The 15388-nt window shown below is 38.2% G+C and carries 8 protein-coding genes; 2 read left to right on the top strand and 6 right to left on the bottom strand.

The window, feature by feature from the left end; translation table 11 throughout:
* Positions 1–243: 243 nt before the first annotated feature.
* From pgmB to H6G73_RS23545, 3 genes are all read right to left on the bottom strand, one after another.
* Positions 244–3135, bottom strand: a complete 2892-nt coding sequence (gene pgmB / locus H6G73_RS23555) for a beta-phosphoglucomutase (protein WP_190608887.1) — start codon at positions 3133–3135, stop codon at positions 244–246.
* Between the two features lie 71 nt (positions 3136–3206).
* Positions 3207–5612 (bottom strand): sucrose synthase, encoded by a 2406-nt coding sequence (locus H6G73_RS23550; RefSeq protein WP_190608889.1) that lies wholly within the window; start codon positions 5610–5612, stop codon positions 3207–3209.
* Positions 5613–5882: 270 nt separating this feature from the next.
* Positions 5883–7178 (bottom strand): glycoside hydrolase family 10 protein, encoded by a 1296-nt coding sequence (locus H6G73_RS23545; protein ID WP_190608885.1) that lies wholly within the window; start codon positions 7176–7178, stop codon positions 5883–5885.
* Between the two features lie 798 nt (positions 7179–7976).
* On the opposite strand from H6G73_RS23545, the gene H6G73_RS23540 reads away from it, so the two are divergent.
* Positions 7977–8852, top strand: coding sequence for a PP2C family protein-serine/threonine phosphatase (locus H6G73_RS23540; protein WP_190608883.1), 876 nt, complete (start codon positions 7977–7979; stop codon positions 8850–8852).
* A gap of 10 nt (positions 8853–8862) precedes the next feature.
* On the opposite strand, the gene H6G73_RS23535 is transcribed toward H6G73_RS23540, so the two are convergent.
* From H6G73_RS23535 to H6G73_RS23525, 3 genes are all read right to left on the bottom strand, one after another.
* A complete protein-coding gene (locus tag H6G73_RS23535) occupies positions 8863–9456 on the bottom strand; it encodes an acyl carrier protein phosphodiesterase (RefSeq protein ID WP_190608881.1) in 594 nt (197 codons plus the stop codon).
* Between the two features lie 263 nt (positions 9457–9719).
* A complete protein-coding gene (locus H6G73_RS23530; RefSeq protein WP_190608879.1) occupies positions 9720–11363 on the bottom strand; it encodes an acetolactate synthase large subunit in 1644 nt (547 codons plus the stop codon).
* 165 nt (positions 11364–11528) lie between these two features.
* Complete coding sequence (locus H6G73_RS23525; protein ID WP_190608878.1) at positions 11529–12896, bottom strand: NAD-dependent succinate-semialdehyde dehydrogenase; 1368 nt, start codon at positions 12894–12896, stop codon at positions 11529–11531.
* Positions 12897–13540: 644 nt separating this feature from the next.
* Here H6G73_RS23525 and H6G73_RS23520 point away from each other — a divergent pair.
* Positions 13541–15352, top strand: a complete 1812-nt coding sequence (locus H6G73_RS23520) for a filamentous hemagglutinin N-terminal domain-containing protein (protein WP_190608876.1) — start codon at positions 13541–13543, stop codon at positions 15350–15352.
* The last annotated feature ends 36 nt before the right edge of the window (positions 15353–15388 follow it).

Genomic DNA, 15388 nt, shown 5'->3' with positions numbered 1-15388 from the left:
CTCTACGCTGAAATTGGGAAATTAACCAAACACATTATTGCATCTATTGCCCGAAGGCAATATATTTTGATGGCTTTATCTGTAGCTGGCTTTTAGAGAATTGGTATAACACTCAACAGAAGTACAGAAGTATGCCTACAGCACGCTGCGCGAACAGGAGTTTAAAAATGCAAGAATTCAGCAGCAATCACATTAATTATTCTGAAACTTCTGAAACTTCTGAACTTCTGTCTTCTTCCTCTGTCACCTACTATATCTAGTTAACTTAGCTCGAATATCCACCCATTTAATCCCGGCTAAATTAGGTAATACCACATGGGCTGCACCCACTCTTTCCCCAGGGCCTAATCCTACAGTCCACATGCCAGCAGCTAAACCGGCGGCAATACCTGCGGTGGCATCTTCAAATACTACACATAGAGATGGTGCTAGTCCTAACTGCTGGGCTGCAAACAAAAATAAATCAGGTGCGGGTTTGGGTTTTTGCACACTATAACCGTCAGCGATCGCATCTACTTTATCAGCAATTCCTAACCGTTCAATCACTGTACGGGCATTTTTACTACCAGAACCGATGGCAATTTTAATTTGGGCTTGACGCAGTTGGTCTAACAGGGATACTGCCCCTGGTAATAAGTCTTGAGATGAGATGTTTTTAATTAATTCCACATAATATTGATTTTTTCGTTCCATCATTTCTTCTATTTCTGCATCAGAATAGCGGCGATTGCCAATAATTAGCATTAAAGAAGCACGACGAGAGACTCCCCTTAAAGCTTCATTAGCTTGGCGATTAAAGGGTATGCCTTCTTCATCAGCTAGTCTTTGCCAAGCTTGATAGTGATATTCGGCTGTATCGGTCAATACACCATCCAAATCGAAAATTGTCCCTTGAATTTGTGGAGAAGAGACAACAGGATGGGGAACTTGTGGGGGAGTGGGATATAAATCAAATTCATGCCATTGACCACGCCAATGTAACTTAAATTTGAGTCTAGTCCAATTGGGTGGTAGATGGGGATGGGCAACTGGTTGATTGTTGCGGATTTTTATGCCACCAAACCCGAAAACTACAGTTTGCCAAATACCGCCCGCACTGGCACCATGAATGCCATCTTGGGTATTACCTCTTTTGTCTTCTAAATCCACCAATGCTGCTTGTAAAAAGTGTTGATAAGCTAACTTGGATTTGCCCAGATCGGCGGCTAAGATGGCGTGAATGGAAGGGGCAAGGGAGGAACCATAGGTGATATCGGTACGTGGTGCGTAGTAGTCCCAATTGGCTGTTAAAGTATTTTGATTATAGGGAAAATCTCCTGATTGGCGCATTAAATAAAGGAGCATTAAGACATCTGGCTGTTTTAAAACTTGCCATTTATTAATACCTTCTACACCCAAAATCATTTGCATGGAACGCTGGCGGGGTTCATATTCAGTTAAATTAATATCTTTTAATTGAAAAAAGCCTGCAAATTGCTCAATTAATTCGTCATTTTCATGGATGGGAAAGTATATTTTATGAATAATATCTCGCCATTTATTTATATCTGTTGGAGTTATTTGTAATTTGCTGGCTAATTGTGAGGCTTGTTCGGGAAAATTATCTTGTAACCAGTCATAAATTAACACTGCTTTTTCCAGATGCCATTGCACCATGCGATTAGTAAAGCTATTGTTATGGACTAATTCATGATATTCATCAGCACCAATCACGCCCCGAATTTCATAACATTGGGATTGGGTGTTAAATTCTACACGACTTTGCCAAAAAATAGCTGTATCTAAAATGATTTCTGCACCTTGTTGTTGCATCCATTGGTCATCTTCTGTGGCCTGCCAATAGTGCCAAACTGCATAGGCAATATCTGCGCTAATATGAATTTCGCGATCGCGACACCAAATTCTCACATCTTCTCCATAGAAGTCTCGCGGTAGCGACCATCTCGGTGTCACTTCATCCCCAGTCACCGCACTTTCCCAAGCAAACATTGCTCCTGTATAACCATAATGAGTAGCTTTTCGTCGCGCACCTGGTAGGGTGTGATAGCGGTAACTCAACAAATTTCGGGCTAGGGTTGGTTGGGTAAAAATAAAAAATGGCAATATAAAAATTTCTGTATCCCAAAAAATATGTCCGTGATAGCCAAACCCAGATAAAGTTTTGGCAGGTATACTCACTTGGTCATTATGTCTTGGTGCAGCAATTAATAGTTGAAATAGGTTATAACGAACAGCAAAAGCGGCTGTACTATCGCCTTCAATCACAATATCGCTATCCTGCCACACCTGTTGCCATGTGGCTTCGTTTTCCTTTAATAAGGTGCTGTAATCTGGTAGCTGGGTAAGTTTATTCTTCGCTGCTAAGACTGGAGATTTAACGTCCTGGGAAGTAAAAACAGTAACTATTTTGTCTACCGTAACTAAGTTTTGAGCTTTGAGATAAAAACTAGCACTCCAAGTCGGATATCCCGGTGTAGTATTCACCTGACACAGTGCTTGTGTTCCTGATAAAGATATTTTCGCAGCTAGACCAATCTCAATCCGTGAGTTACGGGTGCGACTTTGCAACCAAAAACCTTGGTCGATTTTACCTTGGTCTAATCCTTCCCAATGGTTAAAACCTTGGTTTTCAGGATAGCCATTGACACTAGCTTGAATTTCCACTATGCCATCAAAATCTATGGCTTTGAGTTGACAGCGTTGTCCTAAGACATGGGGGTCTGCCAAACTCGCAAAGCGGGTAAAATTAATGTCAATGGTTTGATTGCTGGGACTACGCCAACGTACAGCACGGTGTAAAATTCCTTGACGCAGGTCTAACTGGCGATCGTATGCTAAAATTTCACCTTGGTCAAGGCGGAAGCGTTCCCCTTCAATGGTGATGGTTAATTGTAACCAATCTGGACAATTAGCTAATTCGGTGTACACCACCGGAACATCATCATAAATGCCTTGAATAAAGGTAGCTGGTAAAGCATGAGGATAACTTTCTTCAAAACTACCTCTTGTCCCCACATAGCCATTACCGATAGTGAAGATAGTCTCTCTGACTTGTAATTGACTAGGGTCAAATTGGTTTTCAATTAATATCCAATCTGTGTAGATAAAATGACGAAAACTATCTTTTGTATCCATGAATTAATAGGTGATAGTTAACAGGTTTGCGGTAAGTTTCGACCAAACGGTGACAGAATTTTATTTCCCCCCTACTTCCTGCTGAGATGTTGCTGCAAAATGTTTTCTGCTCTGGGTTTATAAACTAAATGAAATAATGCTTCCATATATCTATCTCTAGCTTCATTGTGGGCGGGAAAAACTAAGTTCCAAAAACTCACTACTTTGGCTATATTTAATAATTGATTGGTATGATTTTTCCAGTTATATTTATGCTGTATACGTTCAATAAGATTTTGAGAAGTTTCTAGCCAATAATGCGGGTGACTATGGCATTGTTCAATAAAATTGAAGATTTTATCTGCTGCATGTTCTAAATTAGTGGGATTGAGAATAAATTTGTGTTCTTGGTCATCAATAATTTCTAAAGCACCACCAAATTTAGTGGCGAAAGTTGGTAATCCAGAAATCATTGCTTCTACAATGCTGATACCAAAGGATTCAAATAAGGCAAAATAAACATAAATACCTTGATAATCGGCAATTATGCGATAAGCTTCAGCAATTTCTCGGCGCAGCAAGCGCATTCCTATCCAGCGAATTTTACCTTCTAAATGGTATTGTTCAATGATATAATTTAGTTGTTGAATTGCATAAATTTCTTCTTGATTAGCAGCATCATCTATGTGTAATTTACTGGTTAATAAAATTAAGTTGCACCGCTCTTGTAAAGCTTTACTTTGACCGAAGCATTCGACTAAACCGGTGAGATTTTTGATAGAATTAATCGAAGTTACAGAAAATATCGGTCTTTTATCAGGTGCATCCAAATATCCATCAATATTTTCATTACTACTTGTAAATAAAAGGTCGTGTACTCGTCTTGTATCGTCTGGGTTTCTAGATGTGATATGGTTATTGGGAAAAAATATGTTTTCGTTAATGCCTGGTGGAACCATATTGAATTTAGGACTAAATAAATCAATCCCATCTACAACATGGTAGAGTTGAGGCATGGTAAAGCATTTATAGGATTCATATTGACCAAAACTGTCTGGTGTACCAACGATTTCTTGATAGGATGATGCAACAATAAAATCGGCTGCATTCATACTGATTAAATCAGCGGTAAACTGAGTAGAAAAATGATACTGTGATTCCAGTTTCTGCCAATATAAATTACTAAATAAATATTTGGGCTTTTCTAAAGAATGAGCGATATTACATTGGGTTACACCCAATCGACGAGAAAGAAGGAAAGCGACTAAGTTACCATCACTGTAGTTACCAATGATGAGGTTAGGTTTACCTCGAAATTGAGTTAATAATTCCTGTTCAGCATCAAGGGCAAATTGTTCTAAATAAGGCCAAATTTCAAATTTAGAAATCCAGTTATTAGTGATTTCTGGATGTGATTCCTGAAAAGGAATCCGCACTATCCAAGTATTTTCTGTTTCTGCAACTTTTTCGATGCGTAAATTGCAAAATGTGCCTTCACAATTAGGAATTAGCCTAGTGAGAATAATGATGTGGGGTTGAATATCTAACCCAGCAAGTTGAATTTCTGCGCGCAGTTTAGCTTCTAAATTCCGCGCTTGTTCTAAAACATAAATAACTTGACTTAAAGTTTCATCTCGGCCAATTACATCCTCTTGACCCACCCAACCATGGATGGAGATGAGAACGATGCGAAAAATAGCAGGAATGCGAGCAACAAAAGCTTCGAGAATGTTGGGATGGGGTGAGTCGATGAGTTTTTCTAGCAGCGCGAGGGTTTCGCGAATTCTTCCTGCATTGTTACCCCAACCTGCTGCTAAACCTAGTTCTTCTAGTTGAGAACGTAATTCGCTGTATGGTTCCTCTGCTGGTCGCTGATTTAAAAATTGCAGGGACTGTTTGATGTGTCGTGGCAGTTGAATTCCTGACGAAATGCGATCGCTAATTAATAGCCTCGTTCCATTGTATTCTATTTGCCGTAGTGCCTGAAACAGTATCTCTAACCAATATTTCGGGTCGTGGACAACTTGCTCACACAGATAGTGATTGAGAAAGGCTAGACCTTGACCAATATTTCTCGCATCCGTAATTTTGGGGGAACTTTCGTAAAATGGATGCAGGTCAATTTCCAGAATACTCGATTGATACTGATTGACCAAGCGATCGCATACATCTAATAATGATTGAGGTGACATCAAGGAACAGCTATTCAAATCCGCTGTCAGTTTCCACACCTCTTGACTGGCAATATTTGGTCTGACTACAAACCAAGTTGCTGCATTTTCAAAAATAATTTCATGGGTGTGATGAATCAGGGTTCCCAGAGAAGAAGAATGATAAAAATATGCAGGTTTTTGTGACTGTGAACAATATTCGGCAAAAACTTGTAAAATCTCGTTTCTTAAAAAATAATGCTGGTCACTAGTATGTAATTTAGATAAAAATTGACCTAGCTCTCTTTTTTCCTCACTATTAATAACGGTTTGCACTAATTCGTACATAATCACATCCCGTACTCTAGCTCTAACCAATACCGGATCATTCAAATTAATTACTAGGAAAAATACACGGTATTTTGAGAGGCATTTCCATTTTCAACATAGATAATGGCTATAGCCTTTCGCTTCTAACTAGGGGATGAATAGTAAAACATCAATTATCCAATAGAAGTAGAAATTAGTAGTATAAATGTCTATAAAAAATTCAAGGTGCGTTATTTAACGCACCCTAAATCAAGATGATTTCCAATTTTGAGCTAAATTCTCAAGTTCCTATCTCACCGATGCGGAACGTATCGCTGGATAGGGGAAAAAGTCTTGAAAAGCGGCTTGACGTTCATGGGAAGGTTCTGGAGCATAATTCCAAAGACTTTCGTAATAAAAGAATGCTACCCCTAAGCCACGTTGTTGAGCAGCCCTGACTTGCTGTCTAATTTGTTGTATGGGTACAGGATTATTTCTCAGTCCTGCCATAATGCCGATACCAGTGGGAATTACTTGTTTGACTTCTTCCATTTCTGGCCGGTCAAGTTTAGAAATAAAACTTTGGAAATTGGAACGGTAAACTTGCACAATTAATTCATCGACAACATTTAATCTGACCCAATTTAACCAATCTTGTAGATGAAATTTATAGGCAAAGTCGTAGTAATTAGGAGACACAGAGAATACTAAAGATGATTTTCTTTGTTTCACTGTTTGGTTGAGTCTCACCATGAAATCTGTAATTTTATCTGCTCGCCATTTTACCCAATCTGGATCTTGAGGATTAGCCGGAGGATTTTGTTTAGTTTCCTGCTTGTATAAATCCACAGTGTATTTATCATAGCCAAATTCCACAGGTAAACTCATGTGGTCATCAAATTGAATACCATCGATGTCATATTTATTTACTAATTCCACCAGCAAATTAGTAATAAATTCCTGTACTTGGGGATGGAAAGGATTTAACCACATGACCTCTCCGGCTGCACTAATAGAAGTTTGAGTCCCATCTCGCTTTTGAGTAAACCAATTAGGTTGATTTAATGCTAATTCTGAAGATGGAGGAGCCATAAAACCAAATTCAAACCAAGGAATTACCATTAATCCTTGACGGTGGGATTGATTAATCAAATCAGCCAAAATATCATGTCCATCTAACCCCCGAAATACAAAGGGTTGTATATCCAAACTTTTTGCAACTGCACTCTCATACATGACATAGCCTGAATTCCAAACCACAGGATAAATAGTATTAAAGTTTAATTGCCGCAATTGGGAAACAGCTTCCTGTACCTTGGTTCTATCCCTGAGAATATGCAAATCATTGTTGGTCATCCAGACACCACGAATTTCTTGGCGAGGTAGCTGGGCATTAACAGCAGTCAGACTGTTTACCAACAAGGCGATAATTAAACTAATTGAAAAGAGTATGGGAAACAGGCTTTTACGCAATGTTTGCAGATAAGTGGCTGTAGGTTTAGTCCACCGACCTAGAGATAGGAAATACCAGTTCATACTTTTGAGTGATACATTAATTATCCATTTGTGCAGTTGCATTTGTTGATGATGGAATCTGCTAATCATATAGTCTACAAGTATTTATGCTCTTTCTATAAATGAATGAGTGATTAGTGGTTGGTCTTCTCTGGTGCATAGTCTTGTAGATGGGAAAACAAGCATAATAAAGGCATTTTGTAAATGATAATGAGCAGTTTTTCGGGACAAATTTAGCTGGTTTAACTCATGGCAAAGCAGACGAGAGCGCAAGGAATTAGCAATCTCAACTGCTTAATTCCCATTTCTCGATTACTAGACGGCTTCAGTCTAAAACTGTGCCTGATGTGACTATTTTTTCTGAAAATTAGTGTCTAAACACAAGATCAGGAAGATTTTCAGCCACCAATGATTACTGTTTTTTATGTGAAGGATGAGGATTAATCAATGGTTAGCTAGGGTAATTCGAGAACAACAATTCTAGTTCTGCGAATCTGATTTCATCATATTGTTATTTTCTGGTTTTGCACAAGTCAGATTGTGAGTGTTTCTAGATAAATCACAAGATGTTCCCCATATTTACCTGATATATATTGATTCGGCTCAAATAGTAGAAAGAATAAATACGATTTTTTACGTATTATTTAGGTTGACTATATATGCAAAATATAGTTCGAGTTTTACAATAATTATGTACATTTAACTAAGCTTTTTCACTGCCAAAAAGAGACTTTCAATTTATCCAGCTTTTGCGGAAAGCTTGGCAATGGCATTGGATCACTCACTAGCACAAATGCTAGAACTTGATGCAAGATAAGTACTTTAAGTCAATAGGTTTAAAAATAATTTAACTAAAACTTTAAAAATAAACATGAACAATTAGCAACTATGATGCGATGCTTAAAATGTGGTGCACAAATCAAGGCCATAGATGAGCGAGTAGACTGTCATCTATGCGGATATAGTAATATGCTGCCAGATTTGGAAAGACTAGAAGTGGTGATCAATTCTAATTTAGCAGGAGTGAGCGATCGCGGATTGCGGCACCACCGTAACCAAGATTACCTGGATTTAAACCATGTTGATCATCTCAATACCCAAATTTTAGTAGTTTGTGATGGTGTTTCTAGTTCTGAACAACCGGAACTCGCAGCTAAAACTGCTGCGGAAAGTGCTTGTCAGTTCCTCACGCAAATTTCCAGTGAAACCAACCCAGAAGTAGCGATTAAATCAGCTTTTGATATTGCACTCTCTTCTATATGTGATATCCCTATTCAAGTTAGTGAAGATGTAGATCCTCCATCTACCACCATTGTTGCAGCTTTAGTCAAAAATGGTATTGCTACCATTGGTTGGTTAGGTGACAGTCGCGCTTATTGGATAGACTATAGTCACCGCTGTAAGCAGTTAACTAGAGATGATTCCTGGTTTATGGAAGTAGTTGCAGCAGGGAAAATGACAGAAATAGAAGCACAAAAATCTCCTCATGCTCATGTCATTACGCGCTGGTTAAGTGCTGATAATATTGTAGATACTGTTCCTTCTATAATTAATTTTAAAATCCCAGGTGCCGGTTATTTATTATTATGTACAGATGGACTGTGGAACTATACTCCTGAACCACAGAACCTCGCTAACTTATTACACCAAATCTCCGGTAAAGATGCTATTACTATTTCCCGTGCCTTAGTTGAATTTGCCCGTAGCTGTGGTGGTCATGATAATATTACTGTGGGAATCCTCACCTTTCCTCCTTTGAAGTGAGCAATTCAAATCAGCTAAGACACCAGTTTTTTACATACAAATGTAATTCAGGAAAAAATTCTTGAAAATCTTGTTGAAATTCCGTATATTGGCTTGTCAGTTCAATAATAGCTGGGTTTAAATTAAATATCTTCTTTTGCCTTAATGATAAACGTTTGGAAATTCTTAGTAATGAATTTTCTACACCAGCAATTTGCCGATAAGAACCTAATAAATCTTTATCTTTAACCCTAGTAATCACTTCTTTCACTATCACTGGCAGATAACCAGGATAATTTTGAAATGATGTATAGATTTCCGTAGTAAAGTCATCTAGAGAAATCGTTGTATACTCTGACCAATTAGCTGCTAAAAAATGGTCATAAAAAATATCAACAATAATGCCGGCAAAACGTCGATAATTACTGTTAATACGCTGCTTACTTCGCTTCACAATTAGATGATTATCAGTAAATTGGTCAATAATTTGATGACAGTTTATTCCTCTTTGAATAGTTGAGTTTAATTGGTGACGTTCTCCACCTTTGACAATATCAGCTAGGAGATTTCCTAAGCGCATTTCTACATTTGGTTCAGATAGAAATAGATGAGCTAACCAATTCATTTTTAAAAATTTCAAGTTCTGAATATTTACAAGCTGATGATACAGCAGTTATAGCTGTAGCCAGGATAATTAGGACATTATTAATCCTTGAAACGTAGATATAACGAGGCTTTCCCTCCTGCCTTCTGCCTCCTGCTATAACGTTCACGAAGCCATAGATATGAGGTACACATTTAGCGGGCTGTTCGGCCCGCACCACAAGAGTTTGATTATTCAAATATGTATATCATGTTGGTATCAGTAAAGTGACCAACAGCTAATTACTAAACTGAACAACTTAACTCACCAGCTTTTTGGGTAAAACGCCGATTTTCACGATAATCTACAGGACAATCTATCACTGCTGGGACATCTTGGGCTAAAGCTTCTTTGAGTACAGGAATTAAATCAGCAGATGATTCTACTCGATAACCTTTTAAACCCATACTTTCAGCTAACTTCACAAAATCAGGATTACCAAAATGGACAAAAGATGAGTTACCTTTACCAAATTGATTTTCTTGTTTCCACTCAATTAAACCATAACCACCATCGTTAAAAATTAAGGTGACAAAGGGTGTACCGACTCTTAATGCTGTTTCTAATTCTTGGCAATTCATCATAAAACCACCGTCACCAGTTGCAGCGACAACTTTACGGTCTGGATAGACTAATTTAGCTGCTAATGCCCCAGGAATAGCAATTCCCATAGCAGCGAAGCCATTAGAAATAATACAAGTGTTGGGACTATGACAATGATAATGTCGGGCAATCCACATTTTATGTGCGCCTACATCTGATATGACAATATCCTCTGGCCCCATAACTTGCCGCAGGTCATAAATTAATTTCTGTGGTTTAATGGGGAAGCCATCATCGTTAGCATATTGTTCATAATCAGCGCGAATATTTCCCCGTAAACTAATAGCATAGGGGTGGGGTTTACCATAGCGGTCGGCAACCTTTAATATTTCATTGAGGGAGTCAGAAATATCTCCTACTACTTCGACTTTGGGAATATAACTACTGTCGATTTCTGCGGCACTTGTGGCAATATGGATAATGGGAATTTCACTGTCAGGATTCCATTTTTTAGGAGAAAATTCAATTAAATCATAGCCAATAGCTATCACTAAATCTGTGTTGTCAAAACCGCAGGTAATGAAGTCTCTTTGCTGTAATCCCACAGACCATAACGCTAAGGGATGGGTGTAGGGAATTACGCCTTTACCCATGAAAGTATTAGCAACAGGAATATTTAATTGGGTTGCAAATTGGGTAACGGCATCGCTAGCTTGGGCACGAATTGCACCATTCCCAACTAAAATTAAGGGATTAATTGCCTGAGAAATTAGGGCAGCCGCAGCGCGGATACTGGCAAAAGAAGCATAGGTTTTTTCGATATTATCCCTATGCAATGGTTTGCCTTCTACAGGCATGGCAGCAATATTTTCTGGTAAATCAATGTGAACTGCACCAGGTTTTTCAGTTTGCGATCGCTTGAAGGCTTTCCGTACCACTTCTGGTGTAATACTTGGTCTGACAATCTGCTTATTCCATTTGGTCACTGGTGCAAACATTGCCACCAAATCTAAATATTGATGGGACTCAATGTGCATTCTGTCAGTACCGACTTGGCCTGTAATTGCCACTAAAGGCGCACCATCTAAATTAGCATCTGCCACCCCTGTCATTAAATTGGTAGCACCAGGGCCAAGGGTAGATAAACAAACACCAGCTTTGCCTGTTAACCTACCATACACATCAGCCATGAAGGCTGCACCCTGTTCATGACGGGTAGTAATAAATTGAATCGATGATTTTTTTAAAGCTTCTAAAACATGTAAATTTTCTTCTCCTGGCAGTCCAAATACATACTGTACATCTTCATTTTCTAAACACTGTACTAATAATTCTGCCGTATTCATTTGCGTTAATCCCTCACAACTTTAATTCACCATTGACGTAAGAATTCAGGAGTGTGACTCACACTATTTTTTAAATCAAAAGTTCCCAACTTCTCGCTATTTACTCATACAAATCTCGACCTTGATTGCAATGATCATGGCAAAATCTGATCACCACAGACACCATCATTTCACCCACACAGTTTTAACATTCACAAATTCATGTATACCTTGAATACTCAATTCCCGACCATATCCAGAACGCTTAATCCCACCAAAGGGTAAGCGTGGGTCTGATTTCACCATCCCATTAATAAAGACTGCACCTGCTTCAATTTCTTGAATCAAGCGATCGCACTCTTGTTGATTATTAGTCCACGCACTTGCGCCTAAACCAAAGGGGATATCATTGGCTAATTTAATCGCCGCATCAATATCCGCAACACGAAATAATAAAGCTACAGGACCGAAAAATTCTTCTTTGGCAATGGGATGTACTGGTGGAACATCTATAATAATGGTTGGTGGATAAAAGTTTCCAGCACCATCAGATAAAGCATACCCACCTGTGAGAATTTTCCCTCCACTTTTTACAGCTATTTTCACTTGTTGATCCAAATCTTGGAGAATATCGGGAGTTGCTAAAGGCCCAATATCTGTGTCAGGCTGCATGGGATCACCGACTTTGAGAGATTGAAATTTTGCTAACAAAAGTTTTTCAAATTGATCAGCAATTGATTCGGCAATAATAAAGCGTTTGGCAGCAATGCAAGATTGACCATTATTTAACATCCTGGCTGTAACTGCTGTGTTTACTGCTGTTTCTAAATCTGCACTTTCTAAAACAATAAATGGGTCACTGCCTCCCAATTCTAAAACCGTCTTTTTAATTTGTTTGCCAGCAGCCGCAGCTAGAGAAGCACCTGCGGGTTCACTTCCTGTCAAAGTAGCAGCTTTCACCCGGTCATCAGCAATTAAATCAGCTACTTTTCCAGCACCAATTAACAAAGTTTGAAATACACCGACAGGAAACCCTGCCCGATGGAAAATATCTTCAATAGCTAAAGCTGATTGGGGCACATTAGAAGCATGTTTGAGTAGCCCCACATTGCCAGCCATCAGTGCTGGTGCAGCAAACCGAAAAACTTGCCAAAAAGGAAAATTCCAAGGCATAACGGCGAGAATTATCCCTAAAGGCTGATATTTGATGAAACTATGGCTAGCATCAGTTTTAACGGTGACATCAGCTAAAAAATCAGCAGCATTTTCTGCATAATAGCGACAAACAACAGCACATTTTTCTACTTCTGCGATCGCTGCTTTTAATGGTTTACCCATTTCCAGGGTCAATAATTGAGCAAATTCTGTTTTTTCTTGGTCAAGAATTGTTGCCGCTTGTTGCAACCAGTGCGATCGCTCCAGGAAACTAGTGTAACGATATTGCTGAAAAGCAGTTTGTCCTAATGCTAGTTTATGGGCGATTTCCTCATCTGTTAACGAATCAAAGACCTTGATAGTTTCCCCAGTGGTAGGATTAATCGTGGCAATAGCCATAACCTGACCCCCCGTTTTCCAATAGCTTGAGGTAGCTCCTTAGTGTTACACAAAATAGTTACGGAAGCTACAATTAAATTGTAGTCTTTCCATTCAGAATGAGTCGCCGAATATAACAATTTATCCATAAAAATAGAAATAAATTATCCAAATGTGCCTGTATTTGCCAGAAAAATCATTGTTATAGATATAAAACTTCTGAACTCAGAGACAATAATTTTTATTGTCCTACCTCAGATTGATTACGACGATTTTTACTCAATATATGGGGCTGATGAAATTTTCTTTCATGGCTGTAGTGAGATTAATTATTGTGTTGAGAGAATAATCAACACTTGTGCCAAACTCAAAACCAATCCTCCGCACCACTTCTCTCAGACCAATTGTCTAATAGACCTCTGGTGAAAATGAATGTAGAGACGTTCCGGTGGAACGTCTCTACAAGGGTTTCAAACCACGCACATTTACTACCAGATGTCTATGACTCATAAATGTAAAATATCATTGCCTTAGCGAAGCTTGGCATTAGTCATACGAAGCACAGTGGAATAAAGCAATACTAGTATGTAAATTTTATGTTTATCATCCACTATATTACGTGTATACTAATTTACAGTAATAATTAATATGCTGTGATTTGCTCAATGTGGATAGTACCTCAGTGGCAACGACTAGTTAATCTGCAAATAGCAATTAGTTTATTCGCAAATGGAATACTTGCTAATTGTCCTAGTGTGCTTGCACAAATCAAACCAGATAATACATTAGGTCAAGAAAATTCAGTTATTAACAAAGTTGATAATTTAAAAGACCTCATCACAGGTGGGACCACCAGAGGTGCAAATTTATTTCATAGCTTTGACAACTTCAATGTAGGTACAGGGAAAAGTGTTTATTTTGCTAACCCTTTAGGAATTGAGAATATATTAACTCGTGTGACTGGTGGGAGTGCTTCTAATATATTAGGTAAATTAGGAGTAGAAGGAACAGCAAATTTATTTTTAATCAATCCCCAGGGTATTTATTTTGGTAAAGATGCCAGTTTAGACATTAAAGGCTCATTTACAGCCACCACTGCGGATGCTATTAAGTTAGGAGAGTCTGGTTTATTTAGTGCCGCAGAACCAGCTAAAAGCAATTTGTTGAATATTCAACCAGGGGCATTATTTGCTAATGCCTTAAAAAATCTGCAAGGGTCGATTAAAAATGAAGGTAGTTTAAAAGTTGATGATGGCAAAAATCTCACTTTTGTGGGTGCGAATATTATTAACACAGGTGCATTAACAGTCGGCAAAGATTTAAATATTTCCGGAATAAACGTCAATTTAAAAGCAGCAAATTTGCGAACAGGAGGGAGTTTAAATTTAACAGCTACAGAAAAAATCAAGATTGAAGATAGTATTAATAAACCTGTAATTCTTCAATCGGCTGGTGATATAACCATTCAAGGCGACCAAAGTATTGAAATTAAGGCTTTAAATCATCATGATAGTAATTTCATATCTGATAGAGATATTATATTTAGATCACCAGTCAGGTTGTTAAGTCAGGGTAGATATACAGTAGGTGGTTATTTTACTACTGAAGATTTAAACCACAATCTCATAGATTTTTTAATCCCTCATAATAACGTGATTAAAGTCAATGGAGATATCTCTTTAGGGGATTATACAGGTTCATCTTTATATATTTTAGCAGGTGGAAAAGCAACCTTAAGTAATGTCACTATTAATAATCCAGACAATAAACCAATAAATCAATCTATTACTGATGGTCAAGGTGGCAGTCAAATAGTTACAGTTAACAGTAAAAACGATGTAGGCATTTTAGATGTGAGAACCGGAATTTATCCTCACAAAATACCAGGAGGATTACCAAATAATCCTAGTTTACCATCGAATGTTACGGCTAATGTTGTTAATACCACCAGTGCGGATATTATTACAATAGCTCATGATAAATATGATAAGAATGGTAATTTTATTGGAGCTAATATTACAAATAATGGTGGAAATGTTTTATTAACCAATCAATATAAATCCAACTTTAACCTGCTATCACAATCGACAAATATTACGGTTGGCAATATTGATACCTCCTCATTTTCTGATTCAGGAAAAGGAAGAAATGGCGGGGGGATAACTTTAAATGCTGGTGGGAATATCTCTACTCAATCTCTATCCTCCTCCTCATCTTCATATTCAGAATCAGGCAACGCAGGAAATGGCGGGGGGATGACTCTGACTGCTGGTGCCAATATCTCGACTCAATCCCTAGACTCCTCCTCATATTCATTTTCAGGAACAGCAGGAAATGGCGGGGGGATGACTCTGACTGCTGGTGCTAATATCTCGACTCAATCCCTAGACTCCTCCTCATATTCATTAGTAAAATTACAAGTAACACCAGCAGTCAAGGGAAAGCAGGGAGTATTCAAATTGATGCCAAAGAATTAAACCTCACAGATGCTTCAGAAATCTCCGCTTCCACTA

The sequence above is a fragment of the Richelia sinica FACHB-800 genome (genome assembly GCF_014698825.1).
GTDB lineage: Bacteria > Cyanobacteriota > Cyanobacteriia > Cyanobacteriales > Nostocaceae > FACHB-800.
The sequence above is the reverse complement of the archived record's forward strand: the minus strand, read 5'-3'. Positions and strand labels throughout refer to the sequence as shown.

What these genes read in the sequence shown, in the direction of transcription:
- H6G73_RS23530 (WP_190608879.1), bottom strand. Translation starts at nt 11,363, where the DNA reads ATGAATACGGCAGAATTATTAGTACAGTGTTTAGAAAATGAAGATGTA.
- H6G73_RS23520 (WP_190608876.1), top strand. Translation starts at nt 13,541, where the DNA reads ATGTGGATAGTACCTCAGTGGCAACGACTAGTTAATCTGCAAATAGCA.
- H6G73_RS23540 (WP_190608883.1), top strand. Translation starts at nt 7,977, where the DNA reads ATGATGCGATGCTTAAAATGTGGTGCACAAATCAAGGCCATAGATGAG.
- H6G73_RS23550 (WP_190608889.1), bottom strand. Translation starts at nt 5,612, where the DNA reads ATGTACGAATTAGTGCAAACCGTTATTAATAGTGAGGAAAAAAGAGAG.
- pgmB (WP_190608887.1), bottom strand. Translation starts at nt 3,135, where the DNA reads ATGGATACAAAAGATAGTTTTCGTCATTTTATCTACACAGATTGGATA.
- H6G73_RS23535 (WP_190608881.1), bottom strand. Translation starts at nt 9,456, where the DNA reads ATGAATTGGTTAGCTCATCTATTTCTATCTGAACCAAATGTAGAAATG.
- H6G73_RS23525 (WP_190608878.1), bottom strand. Translation starts at nt 12,896, where the DNA reads ATGGCTATTGCCACGATTAATCCTACCACTGGGGAAACTATCAAGGTC.
- H6G73_RS23545 (WP_190608885.1), bottom strand. Translation starts at nt 7,178, where the DNA reads ATGATTAGCAGATTCCATCATCAACAAATGCAACTGCACAAATGGATA.